General features: G+C 69.6%; 16 protein-coding genes. 6 read left to right on the plus strand and 10 right to left on the minus strand.

The window, feature by feature from the left end:
* Nucleotides 1-186 precede the first annotated feature (186 nt).
* Genes V7702_RS05860 through fsa form a run of 4 tightly spaced genes read right to left on the minus strand, consistent with a single transcriptional unit; the run spans nucleotide 187 to nucleotide 2,978 of the window.
* The gene (locus tag V7702_RS05860; RefSeq protein ID WP_335649202.1) at nucleotides 187-687 is read right to left on the minus strand and encodes a GNAT family N-acetyltransferase; all 501 of its coding nucleotides are present in this window, start codon (nucleotides 685-687) and stop codon (nucleotides 187-189) included.
* Nucleotides 684-1,613, minus strand: a complete 930-nt coding sequence (locus V7702_RS05865; protein ID WP_442958397.1) for a tyrosine recombinase XerC — start codon at nucleotides 1,611-1,613, stop codon at nucleotides 684-686. The genes V7702_RS05860 and V7702_RS05865 overlap by 4 nt, the downstream gene beginning before the upstream one ends.
* Nucleotides 1,614-1,618: 5 nt before the next feature.
* Entirely contained in the window at nucleotides 1,619-2,305 is a 687-nt protein-coding gene (locus V7702_RS05870) for a DUF484 family protein (protein ID WP_335649204.1), read from the minus strand.
* Between the two features lie 19 nt (nucleotides 2,306-2,324).
* Nucleotides 2,325-2,978: a fructose-6-phosphate aldolase gene (fsa, locus tag V7702_RS05875; RefSeq protein ID WP_305284149.1), complete on the minus strand. Its 654-nt coding sequence runs from the start codon at nucleotides 2,976-2,978 to the stop codon at nucleotides 2,325-2,327.
* A gap of 93 nt (nucleotides 2,979-3,071) precedes the next feature.
* Here fsa and V7702_RS05880 point away from each other — a divergent pair, with 93 nt between their 5' ends.
* Complete coding sequence (locus V7702_RS05880) at nucleotides 3,072-5,234, plus strand: primosomal protein N' (RefSeq protein WP_335649205.1); 2,163 nt, start codon at nucleotides 3,072-3,074, stop codon at nucleotides 5,232-5,234.
* A gap of 123 nt (nucleotides 5,235-5,357) precedes the next feature.
* Entirely contained in the window at nucleotides 5,358-6,125 is a 768-nt protein-coding gene (locus V7702_RS05885; RefSeq protein WP_335649206.1) for a Crp/Fnr family transcriptional regulator, read from the plus strand.
* A gap of 26 nt (nucleotides 6,126-6,151) precedes the next feature.
* On the opposite strand, the gene V7702_RS05890 is transcribed toward V7702_RS05885, so the two are convergent.
* Together V7702_RS05890 and V7702_RS05895 are read right to left on the minus strand one after the other, a co-directional pair.
* Nucleotides 6,152-7,795: an MDR family MFS transporter gene (locus V7702_RS05890; RefSeq protein ID WP_335649207.1), complete on the minus strand. Its 1,644-nt coding sequence runs from the start codon at nucleotides 7,793-7,795 to the stop codon at nucleotides 6,152-6,154.
* 143 nt (nucleotides 7,796-7,938) lie between these two features.
* The gene (locus tag V7702_RS05895; protein ID WP_335649208.1) at nucleotides 7,939-8,769 is read right to left on the minus strand and encodes a TerC family protein; all 831 of its coding nucleotides are present in this window, start codon (nucleotides 8,767-8,769) and stop codon (nucleotides 7,939-7,941) included.
* Between the two features lie 128 nt (nucleotides 8,770-8,897).
* Between V7702_RS05895 and V7702_RS05900 the strand changes: the two genes are divergently transcribed.
* The 3 genes from V7702_RS05900 (at nucleotide 8,898) to V7702_RS05910 (ending at nucleotide 12,046) form a co-directional block, all read left to right on the plus strand.
* On the plus strand, nucleotides 8,898-9,995 hold the full coding sequence (locus tag V7702_RS05900) for an acyltransferase family protein (protein ID WP_335649209.1): 1,098 nt from the start codon (nucleotides 8,898-8,900) through the stop codon (nucleotides 9,993-9,995).
* 69 nt (nucleotides 9,996-10,064) lie between these two features.
* A complete protein-coding gene (locus V7702_RS05905; RefSeq protein WP_335649210.1) occupies nucleotides 10,065-10,754 on the plus strand; it encodes a CHAP domain-containing protein in 690 nt (229 codons plus the stop codon).
* Nucleotides 10,755-10,846: 92 nt separating this feature from the next.
* The gene (locus V7702_RS05910; protein WP_335649211.1) at nucleotides 10,847-12,046 is read left to right on the plus strand and encodes a pentapeptide repeat-containing protein; all 1,200 of its coding nucleotides are present in this window, start codon (nucleotides 10,847-10,849) and stop codon (nucleotides 12,044-12,046) included.
* A gap of 6 nt (nucleotides 12,047-12,052) precedes the next feature.
* Here V7702_RS05910 and V7702_RS05915 read toward each other — a convergent pair whose 3' ends face one another.
* Together V7702_RS05915 and V7702_RS05920 are read right to left on the minus strand one after the other, a co-directional pair.
* Entirely contained in the window at nucleotides 12,053-12,946 is an 894-nt protein-coding gene (locus V7702_RS05915; protein WP_335649212.1) for a crotonase/enoyl-CoA hydratase family protein, read from the minus strand.
* 68 nt (nucleotides 12,947-13,014) lie between these two features.
* Nucleotides 13,015-13,446: a DUF488 domain-containing protein gene (locus V7702_RS05920; RefSeq protein WP_335649213.1), complete on the minus strand. Its 432-nt coding sequence runs from the start codon at nucleotides 13,444-13,446 to the stop codon at nucleotides 13,015-13,017.
* A gap of 114 nt (nucleotides 13,447-13,560) precedes the next feature.
* Between V7702_RS05920 and V7702_RS05925 the strand changes: the two genes are divergently transcribed.
* Entirely contained in the window at nucleotides 13,561-14,442 is an 882-nt protein-coding gene (locus V7702_RS05925) for an alpha/beta fold hydrolase (RefSeq protein WP_335649214.1), read from the plus strand.
* On the opposite strand, the gene V7702_RS05930 is transcribed toward V7702_RS05925, so the two are convergent.
* Together V7702_RS05930 and V7702_RS05935 are read right to left on the minus strand one after the other, a co-directional pair.
* Nucleotides 14,439-15,380, minus strand: coding sequence for a thioesterase family protein (locus V7702_RS05930; protein ID WP_335649215.1), 942 nt, complete (start codon nucleotides 15,378-15,380; stop codon nucleotides 14,439-14,441). The two genes, V7702_RS05925 and V7702_RS05930, sit on opposite strands and share 4 nt — an antisense overlap.
* 97 nt (nucleotides 15,381-15,477) lie before the next feature.
* Nucleotides 15,478-15,645, minus strand: a complete 168-nt coding sequence (locus V7702_RS05935; RefSeq protein ID WP_335649216.1) for a hypothetical protein — start codon at nucleotides 15,643-15,645, stop codon at nucleotides 15,478-15,480.
* Between the last annotated feature and the right edge of the window lie 83 nt (nucleotides 15,646-15,728).

The following is a 15,728-nucleotide window of genomic DNA, read 5'->3' on the forward strand; positions in this document are numbered from 1 at the left end:
GGCGCCCTGCGCAAGCAGGGCCTCGAAGGGCGAGGGCGGTCGCAGGGCGGCGACCCACCTTGTCTCTTCGTCATGGTCGGACTTGATCCGACCATTCATGAACACCGACGAACGGCCGTGTGCATGGGCCCTCGGGTCGAGCCCGAGGGTGACGGAAAATCTGTGGGTGACGGGCCAAGAGCCCGGTCAGCTCGCCTGGGCGAGCGCCTCGGCTTCCAGCACCAGGACGTATTCCTCGACCTCTTCGCCGCGACCCGGGGCGAAGGCCTTGTTCTGGCCGCGGATGGCGAAGCCGGCGTGCTGCAGCACCTTGATCGAGGCGATGTTGTCCTTGGCCACCCGGGCCTGGACGGGGCGGACCTCGACCTGCTCGAGGAAGGCGGCCAGGGCGCCGGTGGCCACCCCGTGGCCCCACCAGGGCTTGCCTACCCAATATGAGATCGACGGCGCCCCGTAGGGGGCCTCGTTGATGATGTGGCCGGCCACGTCCCCGGCCACCACGATGGTCCGGGCCGTGACGCCCGGCGTCTTCAGCAGGCGGTCCCAGCGCGCCATGAAGGCGGCGCGGTCCTCAGGATCGGCGGCGCCGAAGGCGGCCATATGGTTGGCGCTTCGGTCCCGCTGCTGCTCGAAGAAGATCGGCAGGTCGGCGGATGTGACGGATCGCAGTCGGATCGGGCAGGTCATGCGTGGGGGTGAGCCTTGGCGTAGGCGGCGAGCAGCCGCTGGGCGTCCACCTCGGTGTAACGCTGGGTGGTGGACAGCGACGCGTGGCCTAACAGGTCCTGAATAGAACGCAAGTCGGCGCCTGCTCCCAGCAGGTGGGTCGCGAAGGAATGACGCAGGGCGTGGGGGGTGGCGCTGTCGGGCAGGCCGAGCCGGCCCCGCAGGATCTGCAGGCTCGCCTGCACGTGTCGCGGGCTGAGCGGACCGCCCCTGCGAGCGCGGAATAGGGCGTCATCATCGGCCAGGACGAAGGGCAGGTCGGCCAGATAGGCCGCGATCGCCGCCGTCACCGCCGGCAGCACCGGGACCAGCCGGGTCTTGCCGCCCTTGCCGGTGATCCGCAGGGTTTCGCCCAAGGGCGCGTCGCTGCGGCGCAGGGACAAGGCCTCGGAGATCCGCAGGCCGCAGCCATAGAGCAGGGTGAAGACCGCCGCATCCCGGCTGGCCTCCCAGGGGTCCAGGTCGGGGTTCAGGCCGGGCTCGGCGATGAGGCCGAAGGCCTGGTCCTCGCTGATCGGCCGCGGGGCGCCGGGCTTGACCCGGGGACCGCGCACCAGGGTGACCGCCGCATTGGCCACGCCCAGCCGGCGGTCGAGAAATCTGTGGAAACCGCGCACCGCCGAGAGGGCCTGGGACATGGAGCGCGGCGACAGGGGATGATCGCCCTGGCGCAGATAGGCCAGCCAGGCGCGCAGCTCGGCGGTCTCGACCCCGCCCAGATCGGCGATGGTCAGGGGGCCGCCGCGGTGCTTTTCCAGGAAGGCCACATAGCGACGTCCGGCCGCGCCATAGGCCTCCAGGGTGCGCGGCGAGGCTCGCCGCTCCTGGGCCAGATGGGCCAGCCAGGCCTGCACCGCCTGGGCGGCCTCGGCGTTCTGGCCGGGCAAGGCGCTCACAGGACCGGCCAACGCTCCGCCGTGCGCTCGATCACCCGGGCCAGGAAGGCCACCAGTTCGGCGCCCATGTCTTCGGTGAAGCCTTCGGGATCGGACGAGCCAAAGGCGACGATGCCTTCGCGGGCCGGCTCCCACATGGCCAGCCGCACCAGGGCCATGGACTTCACCGCCTCGGCCCGGTCGCCGAACAGGCCCAGAGCCGGGGCCCAGAAGCCCATGCGGGTCAGTTTCTGGTGGCCGCCCAGAATCATGTCCACCTGGCCCTCCACCAGGGGCCGCCAGCCGGCCGGGGTGCGCTCAGGTCCCTCGAGCGCCACCACGCCGCTGCACAGGGCGAAGCGCAGCTGGGCCAGGTCGTCCACCCGTCGGGCCAGATCGGCGTGGTTGCGGGCTTCCAGCAGGTCGATGACCGCCCCGTGGGTGTGGGCCTGGGCGGCGAAATTGGCGCGGGCTGTAGATTCCAGCCGCCGGCGGACGGCCGATTCCTTGCGGTGGGCGGCATGGACCCGCGCCAGGGCGGCGGGCCCGAAGGCCACCACATTGTCCGGCAGGGTTTGCAGACCCAGTTGAGCCAGCAGGTCGGGATCGTCCAGCAGGACGCCGGGGTTTTCCAGCAGGAAGCGGCGGACCTCGTCCTTGGCCTCGTGGGCGCTCATCGCCCCGTCGATGCTGGTCCCGTCCATGCGCCTCGCCCCTTGCCCTCTAGAGGATCGACTGGCCGGTCTTGGCCCAGTCGCTCATGAACTGATCAAGACCCTTCTCGGTTAACGGGTGCTTGAACAGGTCGAGGAAGACCGACGGCGGAATGGTCGCACAATCGGCGCCCGCCAGGGCCGAGGCGGTGACGTGGGCGGGGTGGCGCACCGAGGCGGCGAGAATCTCGGTGTCGAAATCATAGTTGTCGTAGATGGCGCGGATCTCGGTGATCAGCTCCATGCCATCGGCCCCGTGGTCGTCCAGGCGGCCGATGAAGGGCGAGATGTAGGTGGCGCCGGCCTTGGCGGCCATCAGGGCCTGGGCGGCGGAGAAGCACAGGGTGACATTGGTCTGGATGCCTTCGCGCGACAGCTCGCCCGTGGCGGTGAGCCCGGCCCGGGTCAGCGGCAGCTTGACCACCACATTGGGGGCCACGCCGGCCAGCTTGCGGCCCTCGGCCAGCATGGCCTCGAGCTCGACGGCGGCGACCTCGGCGCTCACCGGCCCCTCGACGAGGTCGCAAATCTCAGCGATGACCTCCAGCATGGGACGGCCCGACTTGGCGATCAGCGACGGATTGGTGGTGACGCCGTCCACCAGTCCGGTGGAGGCCAGGTCCTTCAGGACGGCCGTGTCGGTGGTGTCGAGAAAGATCTGCATGGCCTGGGCCTCCCTGCGCAATGGATGGCGGTGTGTAGCGCCTGCGCCGGGTCCTCGCCACCCTGAGCGCGTGACAGTCGCAGGCCACGCGTCATGAGCCGCATCGCCTCAGTCCTGCTGCCCATGCCCCTGCCGGAGGCCTTCGACTATGCCGAGCCCGACGGCATGGGGCTGGAGGTGGGCGACCAGGTGGCCGCGCCGCTGGGGCCGCGCACCCTGCGGGGCGTGGTCACCGCCCTGCGCGAAGCCGCCGGGGGCAACCGGCCGCTGAAGCCCCTGGAGCAGCGGCTCGACGACCCGCCCCTGCCGCCCAGGACCCTGGAGTTCATCCACTGGGCGGCCCGCTACGCCGTCGATGCGCCGGGCCAGCCGCTGGCCATCGCCCTGCGCGGCGCCCGCGCGCCCAAGGCTCGGCCCGAAAAGCAGGTGATCGCCACCGGGGCCGCCCCGGCCCGCCTGACCCCGGCCCGGGAAAAGGTGCTGGCGGCCCTGCCGGGGTTTTCGGGCTCGCCCGCCGATCTCGCCCGCCAGGCCGAGGTGTCTGCCGGGGTGGTCAAGGGGCTGATCGACGAGGGTGTGCTCGCCGTGCGCCTGGCGCCGGCGCCGGTGGCCTTCCCCGCGCCCGATCTTTCGCGCCCGCGAAGCCCGCTCAATCCCAGCCAGGCGGCGGCGGTCCAGGCGCTGAGCGCCATGATGGGGGAGGGCGGCTTCAACGTCGCCCTGCTGGACGGGGTGACCGGCTCAGGCAAGACCGAGGTCTATCTGGAGGCGGTGGCGGCGGCCCTGGCGGCCGATCCTTCAGCCCAGGTGCTGGTGCTGCTGCCCGAGATCGCGCTGACCCAGGCGGTGCTGGCCCGCTTCGCCGAGCGGTTCGGGACCATGCCGGCCGAGTGGCATTCCGGCGTCGCCCCGCCGGCCAGGCGCAGGGCCTGGGAGGCCGTGGCCACCGGCGCCTGCTCCATCGTGGTCGGCGCCCGATCGGCCCTGTTCCTGCCGTTTACGAACCTCAAGCTGATCGTGGTCGACGAGGAGCACGACACCTCGTTCAAGCAGGAGGAAGGCTTCATCTACCAGGCCCGGGACCTGGCGGTGGTGCGGGGCAAGATGGAAGCCGCCGCCGTCATCCTGGCCTCGGCGACGCCGTCGCTGGAATCCCTGCGCAACGCCGAGACCGGGCGCTATCGGTGGCTGCGCCTGTCAGCGCGGCACGGCGCCGCCGTGCTGCCGCAGATCGAGCTGATCGACCTGCGGGAGGTTCCCCTGGAGCATGGCCGCTGGCTCTCGCCGCCCCTGGTGGAGGCGGTGGGCGAGACCCTGGCCCGCGGCGAGCAGGCGCTCCTGTTCCTCAACCGCCGGGGCTATGCGCCGCTGGTGCTCTGCCGGGCCTGTGGCGAGCGGCTGACGGCGCCGGACACCGATTCCTGGCTGGTGGAGCATCGCTATACCGGCCGGCTGGTCTGCCACCTCACCGGCTTCTCCATGGCCAAGCCCAAGGCCTGCCCCCATTGCGGGGCCATCGACAGCCTGGTCTCGGTGGGACCTGGCGTGGAGCGTGTGGAGGAGGAGGCCCGCGCCCTGTTCCCCGAGGCGAAGGTGGCGGTGTTTTCCTCCGACACCGTGTTCGACGCCCAGGCCGCCCGGCGGCTGGTGGAGTCCATGGCGGCCGGCGAGATCGACATCCTGGTGGCCACCCAGGCTGCGGCCAAAGGTCACAACTTCCCCAATCTGACCCTGGTGGGGGTGGTGGACGCTGACCTTGGCCTGCGGGGCGGGGACCTGCGGGCGGCCGAGCGGACCTATCAGCTGCTGGCCCAGGCGACGGGCCGCGCCGGCCGTCACGACCGGCCGGGCCGCGCCCTGCTGCAGACCTATGCGCCCGATCATGCGGTGATGCAGGCCCTGGCCGCCCAGGACCGGGACGCCTTCGTGGCCGCGGAAATGGCCGAGCGGGAGCTGGCCGGCCTGCCGCCCTTCGGCCGCCTGGGCGCGGTGATCGTCTCGGCCGAGAACCCGCAGGCGCTTGAGGCCTTCGTCCAGGCCATGGCCGCCAGCGCTCCCAACGCCGAGGGGGTGGAGGTCTACGGCCCGGCCGATGCGCCGCTGGCCCTGATCCGTGGACGGCGGCGCAAGCGGTTCCTGGTGCGGGCCGACCGCAATGTGGATATCTCGGCCTATCTGGCGGCCTGGCGGGCGCGGATGAAGCCGCCGGGCTCGGTGCGGGTGGCGATCGACGTGGACCCCTACAGCTTCCTCTGAGCCACACGGAGGCCGGGCGAGCTTGACCACGCGTCGGGTCGCCGACGGACACGCTGTGTCTGGCGCTGTAGGCCTGATACGCTGCAAAATCCCCTCCAAGCCGACCCCCGAGGCGTTCGCCCCATGTCGATGGGCCAGTCCAGTCCCGATCCGCGCCGCCCGGCGGCGGCGTCAGACCTTTCCGCTTTTCGCGGCAACCGGCTGCTGGCGGCCCTGCCGGCTGCGGTCCTGCGGGAGCTCACGCCCCATCTTCGGCAGATCACCCTGGAGCGGGGCCGGGTGGTCTTCGAGCCCGGCGATGATGTGGAGACCACCCATCTGCCGGCCGGGCCGGCGATCATCTCGCTGGTCCTGGTCACCCGGGACGGCCGCGAGGTCGAGGCGGCCAGCATCGGCCGCGAAGGCGCGGCCGGCGGCATTGTCAGCGCCGGGAACAAGCCCGCCTATGCCCGCGCCGTGGTGCAGGTGGCCGGGCCGGCCATGGCCATCGCCACCGAGGTGCTGGAAGCCGCCAAGCGCCGGCACCCGGAGATTTCCGACCTGTTCTCGCGCTATGCCGACAGCCTGCTGGCCCAGGTGATGCAGTCGGTGCTGTGCAACGCCCTGCATCCAGTCGAGCAGCGGGCCTGCCGCTGGCTGCTGTCGACCCACGACCGGGCCGAGTCCAACGTCATCCGCCTGACCCAGCAGGCTCTGGCCGAGATGCTCGGCGTGCAGCGCACCACCGTCTCCGGCGTCGCCAAGGCCCTGGAACACAGGGGGCTGATCCGCCAGCACCACGGCCATGTGGAGATCCTCGACCGCGACGGCCTCGAGGAGGCCTGCTGCGAGTGCTACCGCGCGGTGGAGGACCACTTCGCCGTGCTATTGCCCGAGGTGGCCGAGGACTGAGGGCGTTCGGATAAGCGCGCGGCGCCTCAGGCCTCCGCCTCGGCGGCCTTGGGCGGCGGCGGCGCGTGGCTATCCTTCAGGGGCACGCCGGGGATCATCAGCATCAGCGCAAAGCCGATCAGCAGCACGGCCAGGCTGAACATGATGCCGTAGACCACGGCCGTGGACAGGCTCTGGCGGATGATCTGGTCAGCGGCCCGGGTGGCCGGATCAGCGGCGCGGGCGGCGGCCTGGGACGGATCGGCGTCCCGCTCCATGGCCATCTGCTGCAGGTCCGACAGCTCCAGGGTCTCCATCTGCAGGGCGGGGTTTTCGGCCGACAGCCGACCAAGCTCGGCGGTCAGGCCCCAGGTGAGGATGGCGCCGAACAAGGCCACGCCCATGGTCGAGCCGATCTGGCGGACGAACTGGCCTGAGCTGGTGGCCACGCCGAGCTGGTGCATGGGCACGGCGTTCTGCACCGACAGGCTGAACAGGCTCTGCCCGGGGCCAAGACCGATCCCGACGATCAGCAGACGCCAGGCGAGGTTCAGCGTGCTGGTGTCCGGCCCGATGAAGCAGAGCGAGAAGACGCCGGCGATCAGCACCGCCCCGCCGCCGATCATGAACGGCTTATAGACCCCGGTCTTGGTCACCAGCCGGCCGTTGAGGGTGGAGGAGGCCACCAGGCCGACCATCAGGGCCAGCATGGTCAGGCCGCTCCGGGTGGCCGGCACGCCCTGGCCCACCTGCATGTAGAGGGGCAGGAAGGAGGTCACGCCCATGAAGGCCATGGAATAGACGAAGGCCGCGCCATTGGCGGTGTTGAAGGTGCGGTTCTGGAACAGGTCCAGGGGCAGGATCGGGTCCCACACCGCCTTCTGTACGAAGAAGAACGCCGTCAGGCTGGCGCCCGCCGTCGCCAGCAGGCCGAGGATCATGGGCGAGCCCCAGCCATAGTCACGCCCGCCCCAGGTGATGGCCAGCAGCAGGGTGGTGAAGCCGACCACGATCAGGGCAGCGCCGACAAAGTCGATCCGCCCTTCGCCCCGGGGGGGCAGGGCTGGCATCTTGATCAGGATCATGGCCACGGCGGCGAGCGCGAATGGCACGTTCACATAGAAGACCCAGCGCCAGCCCTCGATGACGTGGCCGGCCAGTTCGACGGTCCCGTGGTCAGTGAAGAAGCCGCCGATGACCGGGCCGAAGATGCTGGCCACGCCGAACACCGCGCCGAACAGGCCGGAGAACTGGGCCCGCTCGCGGGGCGCATAGAGGTCGGCGATGATGGCGAAGGCGATGGTGAAGAGCGCGCCGCCGCCGATCCCCTGGATGGCCCGGGCGGTGATCAGCTGGACCATGCCGCCGCCGAGCAGGGGCAGGTCGCCGAACTCCCCGGCCAGCCCCGCCAGCCAGGAGCCGCTCAAGAAAACGCCGATGCCGGTCAGCAGGATGGGCTTGCGGCCATAGATGTCGCCGAGCTTGCCCCAGATGGGCACCATGACGGTCGAGGCCAGCAGGTAGGCGGTGGTGGCCCAGGCGTAGAGATGAAGACCAGAGAGGTCCGAGACGATCCGCGGCATGGCCGTGGCCACCACGGTCTGACTCATGGCGCTCAGCAGGAAGACGATCAGGACCGAGATAAGCGTGAGGCGGCGATCAGCCTCGTTAAATACTTGGGGCTCTTGCAACGCAGCGTTTCCAAGGCGGCGTTCGTGCGCCGCCAAATTATGTGGACCTGCGCGACGCGAAAAGGCGCCGCCCATTCCGGTTTTTCTAAATGTCTTTCGTCCGCCCCGGCGCGCCGCGAAGCGCTCCGGGGCGGGGTTAATCCTCAGACGTTATCAGAACCGGCGGGCGATGCATGCCCTGATGCGGCTTTCGCCCCTTTCCGCTTGGCGGCGTTGCGGGACGCCATGTTCAGCCCCTCGACCAGACCGGAGAAGGCCATGGCGGCGTAGATGTAGCCCTTGGGCACATGGAAGCCGAAGCCGTCGGCGATCAGGGTGACGCCGATCATCAGCAGGAAACCCAGGGCCAGCATGACCACGGTGGGGTTGTTGTTGATGAAGTTGGCCAGGGGGTCGGCGGCCAGCAGCATCACGGCGACGGCCACGATGACCGCGACGATCATGATCGGCAGGTGGTCGGTCATGCCCACGGCGGTCAGGATCGAATCCACTGAGAAGACCAGGTCCAGGAGCAGGATCTGTACGATCACCGCACCGAAATTGGCCGCCACGCGCCCCTTCACGTCCATGACGCCGTGGGTGGAGTCCACATCGACCTTTTCGTGGATCTCGGTGGTGGCCTTCCACAGGAGGAACAGGCCGCCGGCGATCAGGATCAGGTCGCGCCAGGAGAAGGCCATTTCGAACATCGGCGCGCCGTGGGCGGGATCCGCCGGCCCCTGGAAGGGCAGGCTGAAGACCGGCTGGGTCAGGCCGACCAGGAAGGCGATGGTGGACAGGAGGGCCAGGCGCAAGACGAGGGCCAGGGCGATACCGATCCGGCGGGCCTTGCTGCGCTGGTCCTCGGGCAGCTTGTTGGAGAGGATCGAGATGAAGACCAGGTTGTCGATGCCGAGCACCACCTCCATCACCACCAGGGCGATGAGGGCGGCCCAGGCGGCGGGGTCGGCCATCAGGGCCATAAGACTATCCATCGGGGGTGATTCTCCTTGCTCCCGTCACGAATTTCTAGCCGAACGCGGATCGCGCTCCAGCGCTAACGCGATGGTGAGGCTTCCGGCGCCAGACTAGGGCGAAACGTCGCGCCAGAAAGCCCCGATCCATGACCGACGCCCAGCATATTCGCCCGCTCACCTCCCTGCGGTTCTTCGCCGCCTTCTGGGTGGTGCTCTTCCATTATTGGCCTGCGCTGGCGACCACGGGGACGCCGCTGTTCGTGGCCAAGGGCTATCTGGGGGTGGAGCTGTTCTTCATCCTGTCGGGCTTCATCCTCTGCCACGTCTATCGCAGCGAGGTCGAAGCCGGGCGCTTCACCTATGGGAGTTTTCTCTGGGCGCGGCTGGCCAGGGTCTATCCCCTGCATCTGGCCACCCTGATCGGCATGGGGATGCTGGCGGCCGGGGCGACGGCGGCGGGCTTCGCCGTCGATCCCAACATCCTGTCTTGGGAGTCGCTGCCGGCCAATCTGTTGCTGGTGCAGGCCTGGGGCCTGGCGCCGCAGGCCGGCTGGAACCATCCGTCCTGGTCGATCTCGGCGGAATGGTTCGCCTATCTCACCTTTCCGCTGTTCGCCTGGGCGGCGCTGGCGCTCAAGGCCCGGCCCCTGGTGGCTGTGGGACTGGCGGCGATCTTCATGGCGGCGCTCTATGCCGGCTTTGAGGCCTGGGCCGGCCATCCGCTCACCCTGGCGACGATCCGTTGGGGCGCTCTGCGCATCGTCCCCTGCTTCGCCCTGGGCTGCGCCCTTCACAGCCTCTGGCGGGAACGGGCGGGACGCGGCCGCAAGGGCGCCCTGGCCGGCGCCGCAATTTCAGGCGCCGTCGCCCTGATAGCGGCCGCCACCGCCATGTCCGACACGATTATCGTCCTGGCCACCGGGGGGCTGATCTTCTACCTGGCCCGCATGGCCCAGGCCGGCTCCGCCGTGCTCAGCGCGCGACCGCTGATCTATCTCGGTGAGATCAGCTATTCGATCTACATGGTCTGCGTGCCGTGGAAGATTGTATTCGTGAACGGCGCAACCAGTGTGCTCAAGCTTGAGGGCGGGCAACTCCCCTGGCCGCTGTGGTGTGTCTTCCTGGCGGGCGTGGTTCCACTGGCGGCGATCTCATATCACCTGATCGAGAAACCGGCCCGGACGCACATGAAGCTGTGGGCGGAGATGTGGAAAGGGCGGGCGCCAACTGTCGCAGGCGCATAAACCCTCTTTTCATTCCCGCGAGGCGAAACTATCCATGAGCCGCGTTCGCGTCAGGGGAGTACGCCCAACATGATTAAACGGACACGCATCGTCCTTGGTTCCATCACCGCCGCGGCGGTCATGGCCTTGGCGCCCGCAAGCTCGGCCTTCGCCGACACCTACTGGCAATGCGTGCCCTTCGCCCGGATGATCTCGGGCGTGCAGATCTTCGGCGACGCCTGGACCTGGTGGAAACAGGCCGCCGGCAAGTACGACACCGGAAACACCCCCCAGGCCGGTGCGGTCCTCTGCTTCAAGCCCACCGGCAAGATGCGCCTGGGCCATGTGGCCGTGGTCAGCCAGGTGCTCACCGAACGGGTCATCCAGATCAATCACGCCAACTGGTCGCGGATCAACGGGACCCGCGGTCAGATCGAGCGCGACGTCACTGTTATCGACGTCTCCCCCTCCGGCGACTGGAGCCAGGTCAAGGTGTGGTACGATTCCATCGGCGACCTGGGCTCGACCACCTATCCGGTGCACGGCTTCATCTATCAGGACTCTACCGCCGCAACGCTCACCAAGACCGGCTTCACCACCGCCCAGAACACGGCCGTCACCGTGGCCCAGTCGGCCGCCAATCAGATGGTCGCCGCGGTTCGTCCCGGTTCGGGTCCGCTCCACATGCTGAGCCAGGCCGCCGACGCCACAGACAAGATCGCCGGCCTTCTGCAGGCCGCTGGCCAGGGCGGCGCTTCCGCTGACGGACCGGAAGAATAGGCGATCAACTTCAGGTTGCGACGAAACGCCGCGGCGCGAACCCTTCCTTAAAGGCCCGGGATCAAGGTGACGGCTTGAGCTGAAAGCCGAGAATGTCCGCCCAAGCCGCCCCTTCCCATCTGCTCCGCCACACGGCGGACGACATCCGCGACGTCCTGGAGGCGCACGGCCGCTATGTGCGTGGGCTCAACGGTGGACGCCGGGCGAGCCTGATCCGCGCCGATCTCTCCGACTGGAACCTGGAAGGCGCCCTGCTGACCGAGGCCGACCTGGCCGGCGCCTGCCTCAGCGGCGCGATCCTGGCCGGGGCTGAGCTCAGCCGCGCCAACCTCTTCGGCGCCGATCTGCGCGACGCTGATCTTCGCGGCGCCAAGCTGGCCCGGGCCGACCTGAGGGGATCGAGCCTGCGCGGCGCCAACCTCTCCGGCGCCGACCTGGCCGAATGCGACCTGCGCGAGGGACGGATCGCCATGCAGGACCGCCAGGACGGCTTTCGCGTGATTACCCCCGGCGAACGGGCCGGGAACCTGGAATACGCCGTGGTGGCCGGCGCCAATCTGCGCGATGTGCTGACGGCCGTCGACTGCACCGACGCCAGCCTGGATGGGGCGATCCTGGTGGGCGCGCGGATGGCCGGCGCTCGCCTGGACGGGGCCGACCTGACCGGCGCGCAGATCGACGGCGCCGACCTCACCGGCGCTTCCCTGCGCGGCGCGGTGGTGGCCGGCGTCAACATGGCCTCGGCCGGCCTGAACCAGGTGGATCTCAGCGAGGTCCTGCGGGCGCCGGCGCCGATCTTCTATGTGGACGATGTGCCGCTCTATGACTTGGTGGCCGAGCACGAGGCCTTCTGCGACAGCAGCGGCGCCCAAGGCCGGGCGGCCGCGGCCACGGAGGTCGATTTCCGGGGCCTGCGGACCCTGCGAAATCGCCGACTGAGCGGGCTTTCCGCCGCCGGCTCGATCTTCTTCGACATGGATATGGAGGGCGTCCAGCTGCAGGGCGCCGACCTCTCGGGCTGTGACCTGCGCAAGGCCAGGCTGCGGGGCGCCGACCTGCGCGGGGCCAGGTTGACCGGGGCCAACCTGATCCGCGCCGACCTGCGCGACGCCCGCCTGGGGCCATTGGAGATCGGCGAGGGCCGGCTGCTGCGCACCGATCTGAACCGCGCCGTCCTGCGCTATGCCGACCTCACCGGCGCCCAGGCCCGCCGCGCTCGATTCCTGGAGGCGGACCTGTCGGGGGCCAAGCTGTCCGGCGCCGATCTGCGCGGCGCCGAACTGGTCCTCTAGATCGCCCTACATCTCGTGGCGCAGGGGGCGCAGATCGGGGAAGTCGGCCGGGCGCTTTTCGGCCTTGGCCTTGAAGGCCTCGCCCATGTGCGAGCCGGCGAACATGCCGGTCTGCCAGACGGCGATATAGTCCAGCCCATCGGCGATGGTGTGGTCGCGGGCATAGTTGATCATCACCTTGGACCCGGTCACCGCCAGGGGCGACTTCTCGGCGATCTCCCGGGCCGTGGCCATCACGTGGTCGAGCAGCGCCTCGTGGGTCGGGAAGACCTCGTTGACCAGGCCGATCTCCTTGGCCCGCTGGGCCGACAGGCGCCGCCCGGTATAGGCCAGCTCGCGAACCCAGCCCTCGGGGATCAGCTTGCACAGCCGCGGGAAGGTGCCGACGTCGGCGGTCATGCCGATATTGATCTCCTGCACGCAGAAGAAGGCGTCCTCGGTGGCGTAGCGGATGTCGCAGGCGCTGGTCATGTCCATGGCCCCGCCGATGCAGCCGCCCTGAATGGCCACCAGGACCGGCATGCGGGCCTCATCCAGACAGCTGAAGCAGTCCTGCAGCCAGCGGATGTGATGACGCTGGCCTTCGGCGGCGATGAAGCGGTCGGGCGCGGCGCCGCCGTCGGCCGCCGAGGTGCCGCCGCCGCCGAACACAGCCAGGTCCATGCCGGCGGAGAAGTGCTTGCCGGTGGACGAAATGACGATGCAGCGGGCCCGGACATTGTCGCTGATGTCGCGCACGATCACCGGCAGCTCGTTCCAGAAATCCCGGATCATGCTGTTATAGGCCTCGGGCCGCTTGAGCCGGATGTGGGCGACGCCCGCCTCGATCTCCACATCGAAACAGGTCCAGGGGCCAAGGGCCGGAATGGCGGCGGCGGCGGTCTGATGGGCGGCGGTCATGGCGTATCCCTGAGCTTGGTTAGGTGTTTGCCCCATCATCGCCCCCTGACGTGGGGAAGGCCAAGCCCTCAGAGATCTTCCACCGGCTGATCCAGGGCCTCGCAGAGGCGTTCGGCGACGATCGCCCGATGGCAGTCGCAGGCCCGGGCCTCGAAACACAGCAGGGCGATCTTCTTCTGGCCGGCCAGCTCCTGGGCGCGGGCCAGCTGAGTCACGGCCTGCGGCTCGGCCAGGTGCGCCTCGAAGATGGCGCGCATCGCGGCGATCCGCCCTGATCGGGCGGCGTCACGGCCGGCCTTGGGCGTGCCCAGGCCGCGCAGGTGCTCATAGCCGATGCCCTCGGCCTCCAGGCTGGCGCCCAGTATGGTCTTCGAGAAGCCGGGCCGGCGCGAGGCGGCCACGGCGCGGACATCGACCACCAGCTCGACGCCGGCGGCCTTCAGCTCCTCGATCATCTTGGCCTGGGTCTTGCCCTCATAGCCGATGGTGGCGATCGCCATGCGAACCTCTCCTTGGGTCAGGGTTGAGACGGGATATATGGAGGTTTCCCGCCCTGACCCAGCTTCACGGCGCAAACGTACGGCTTTGGACGCAAGGATTCGCCGATGGATGGCATGGTCGATTTGACGCCGCGGGGTCGCCGCTTTCCCCTGCCCAGCCGCGGCGGCGAGATGGCGGCCCTCGAGTTCGGGCCGGCCGACCAGCCCCTCGACATCGTTTTCTGTCACGCCAACGGCTTCAACGCCCGGACCTACCGGACCATTCTCGGCCCCTTAAGCGCGACCTTGCGCATCCTGGCCATCGACCTGCGCGGCCACGGGGCCACGACCCTTCCCACCGTGGTGGAGAACCGGCCGGGCTGGGCGGAATATCGCGACGACCTGCTGGCCCTGTTGCCGCACGTGACCAAGGGCCCGGTGGTGGTGGCGGGGCATTCCATGGGGGCGACCACCAGCCTGATGGCCGCGGCCCAGGCACCCGAAGCCATCGCCCGGCTGGTGCTGTTCGACCCCGTGCTCAGCCCCATCCGTACGGAGCTTGCGCCCCCCGACATCGCCCAGTCGCCCATGGTCCAGGGCGCCCTGCGTCGCCGGCCGGTGTTCGACAGCCGCGAAGCCGCCTTCGCCGCCTATCAGGGCCGGGGCGCCTTCAAGACCTGGTCGGACGAGCAACTGGCCGACTATGTGGCCGCGGGCTTCCACGATCTGGAGGATGGCCGCGTGGAGCTGGCCTGCGCGCCGGCCTGGGAGGCCTCGAACTTCTCGGTCTATGACGGCCAGGCCTGGGCTGCGGCGCAAACCTGCCCCTGCCCGGTGCGGATCTTCAGGGCCGAGCAGGGCTCCACCTGCCGGATCGACGACCACATCGAGACCCTGACCGCCACCGGCCGCTACCAGATCGAGACCGTGCCCGGGACCAGCCACTTCCTGCCCATGGAACGCCCGGACCTGGTGCGTGAGGCCCTGGCCCAGGCGGTCGCAGCGGTCGCAGCCTAAAGCGCCATGTCGGGACGGGCCGTGGCCTGAAGCGCCTCCACCGTGGCGGGCGCCAGACGCACCACCTTGCGGGCGTCCAGATCGAAGCCCACGGCGACATTCTCGGCGCTGGCCCAGGGTCGGCCGCTGAGGGGGTCGATCATCCAGTGGCGCAGCAGGCGGAAGCGCTCCTCCACATGGGCGGTGGCCGAACGCAGCTCGAAGCGGTCGCCAATGCGCGGCCAGGCGAAGTGCACCAGGCGGTATTCCAGGGCCGCGCCGCCGATCCGCGGCGCAGGTCCGCCCTCCACCGCGGGCTCGGCCAGGCCTCGATCGGGACCCAGCAGGTGCAGGATGCCGTCGGAAATCTTGCCCATCAGGATCTCGGTGCGCATGCGGCCAAAGCCGTCGCAATCCGGTGCGCCGATGACGCCCAGCCCGATGCGCTTGAGGCCCAGGGCGTCGGCCTTGGCAAGGCTGCCCTGGCTTTCGCCGATGGGACTGAGGGTGATGGAGCGCGGCGCGGCGAAGTCGGGGATCTCCACCTGCAGGGCCTGGGCGGCCTCGACGATCCGTCGGGGCCAGGGAAAGGCCCGGGCGCCGTCGGCGGTGACGTGCCGCACCACGGTCTGGAAGGTGGCGGCCGGGGTCCCGTCGGCGTGCAGGATGACGATGAGCAGCCGGGCCTCATCCTCGCCCATGGCCGCCACCCCGCCGCGGGCGGTGAGCGCCGCGCCGGGCTTGGCCTCGCGCAGGAACCGGATGTGCTGCTCGCGCACCACCAGGGTGGATTGGGCAAGCGGGGAAAACGCGTCGGGCATGCCCAAGGCGGCGGCCAGACCGGCCAGGGCCTCCATGGACTTGGCCACCCAGTGACGCACATTGAGATGACCCATCTCGTCGCATTCCCAGGTGTTGACCCCGCCCACCCAGATTTCGGTTCCGCCGTTCCAGGCCATGCCGCTTCCCCCGCCGCTACGCCCCAAAGGGCGGCGCAGACCTTAGGGGCGCCCGCGCGCCGACGGCAACGCTCGGCACGCCCCCTTTGGCCGGTCATCAGGCCTTGCTGTCGCTTTCACCCGCGACCTTGGGCGCCTCTTCGGTCTCGCCGGTCACTTCTGGGCCGCGACCGGTGCGTTCGATCTGCTCGTCCTGGCTGCGGACGGGCGGCTCCGGCGGCGGATTTTCCACCGGGGTGCGATGTTTCGTATCGGGTCCAGACATCTGAGCCTCCTTGGTTTGCGTATGAAGGCAGAGCGCATAGGGCGGCGGGCCTGTTCCAGCCTGCCCTCCAGAGCTAGTCTGCC

The sequence above is a fragment of the Phenylobacterium sp. genome (genome assembly GCF_036963605.1).
In the GTDB taxonomy this organism is placed as follows: Bacteria; Pseudomonadota; Alphaproteobacteria; order Caulobacterales; family Caulobacteraceae; genus Phenylobacterium.

Excerpts from the sequence above, each read along its gene's own strand:
- V7702_RS05925 (WP_335649214.1), top strand. The coding sequence starts at position 13,561 with ATGGTCGATTTGACGCCGCGGGGTCGCCGCTTTCCCCTGCCCAGCCGC.
- V7702_RS05885 (WP_335649206.1), top strand. The coding sequence starts at position 5,358 with ATGTCGATGGGCCAGTCCAGTCCCGATCCGCGCCGCCCGGCGGCGGCG.
- V7702_RS05930 (WP_335649215.1), bottom strand. The coding sequence starts at position 15,380 with ATGGCCTGGAACGGCGGAACCGAAATCTGGGTGGGCGGGGTCAACACC.
- V7702_RS05920 (WP_335649213.1), bottom strand. The coding sequence starts at position 13,446 with ATGGCGATCGCCACCATCGGCTATGAGGGCAAGACCCAGGCCAAGATG.
- V7702_RS05935 (WP_335649216.1), bottom strand. The coding sequence starts at position 15,645 with ATGTCTGGACCCGATACGAAACATCGCACCCCGGTGGAAAATCCGCCG.
- V7702_RS05905 (WP_335649210.1), top strand. The coding sequence starts at position 10,065 with ATGATTAAACGGACACGCATCGTCCTTGGTTCCATCACCGCCGCGGCG.
- fsa (WP_305284149.1), bottom strand. The coding sequence starts at position 2,978 with ATGCAGATCTTTCTCGACACCACCGACACGGCCGTCCTGAAGGACCTG.
- V7702_RS05870 (WP_335649204.1), bottom strand. The coding sequence starts at position 2,305 with ATGGACGGGACCAGCATCGACGGGGCGATGAGCGCCCACGAGGCCAAG.
- V7702_RS05910 (WP_335649211.1), top strand. The coding sequence starts at position 10,847 with ATGTCCGCCCAAGCCGCCCCTTCCCATCTGCTCCGCCACACGGCGGAC.
- V7702_RS05915 (WP_335649212.1), bottom strand. The coding sequence starts at position 12,946 with ATGACCGCCGCCCATCAGACCGCCGCCGCCGCCATTCCGGCCCTTGGC.
- V7702_RS05880 (WP_335649205.1), top strand. The coding sequence starts at position 3,072 with ATGAGCCGCATCGCCTCAGTCCTGCTGCCCATGCCCCTGCCGGAGGCC.
- V7702_RS05895 (WP_335649208.1), bottom strand. The coding sequence starts at position 8,769 with ATGGATAGTCTTATGGCCCTGATGGCCGACCCCGCCGCCTGGGCCGCC.
- V7702_RS05860 (WP_335649202.1), bottom strand. The coding sequence starts at position 687 with ATGACCTGCCCGATCCGACTGCGATCCGTCACATCCGCCGACCTGCCG.
- V7702_RS05900 (WP_335649209.1), top strand. The coding sequence starts at position 8,898 with ATGACCGACGCCCAGCATATTCGCCCGCTCACCTCCCTGCGGTTCTTC.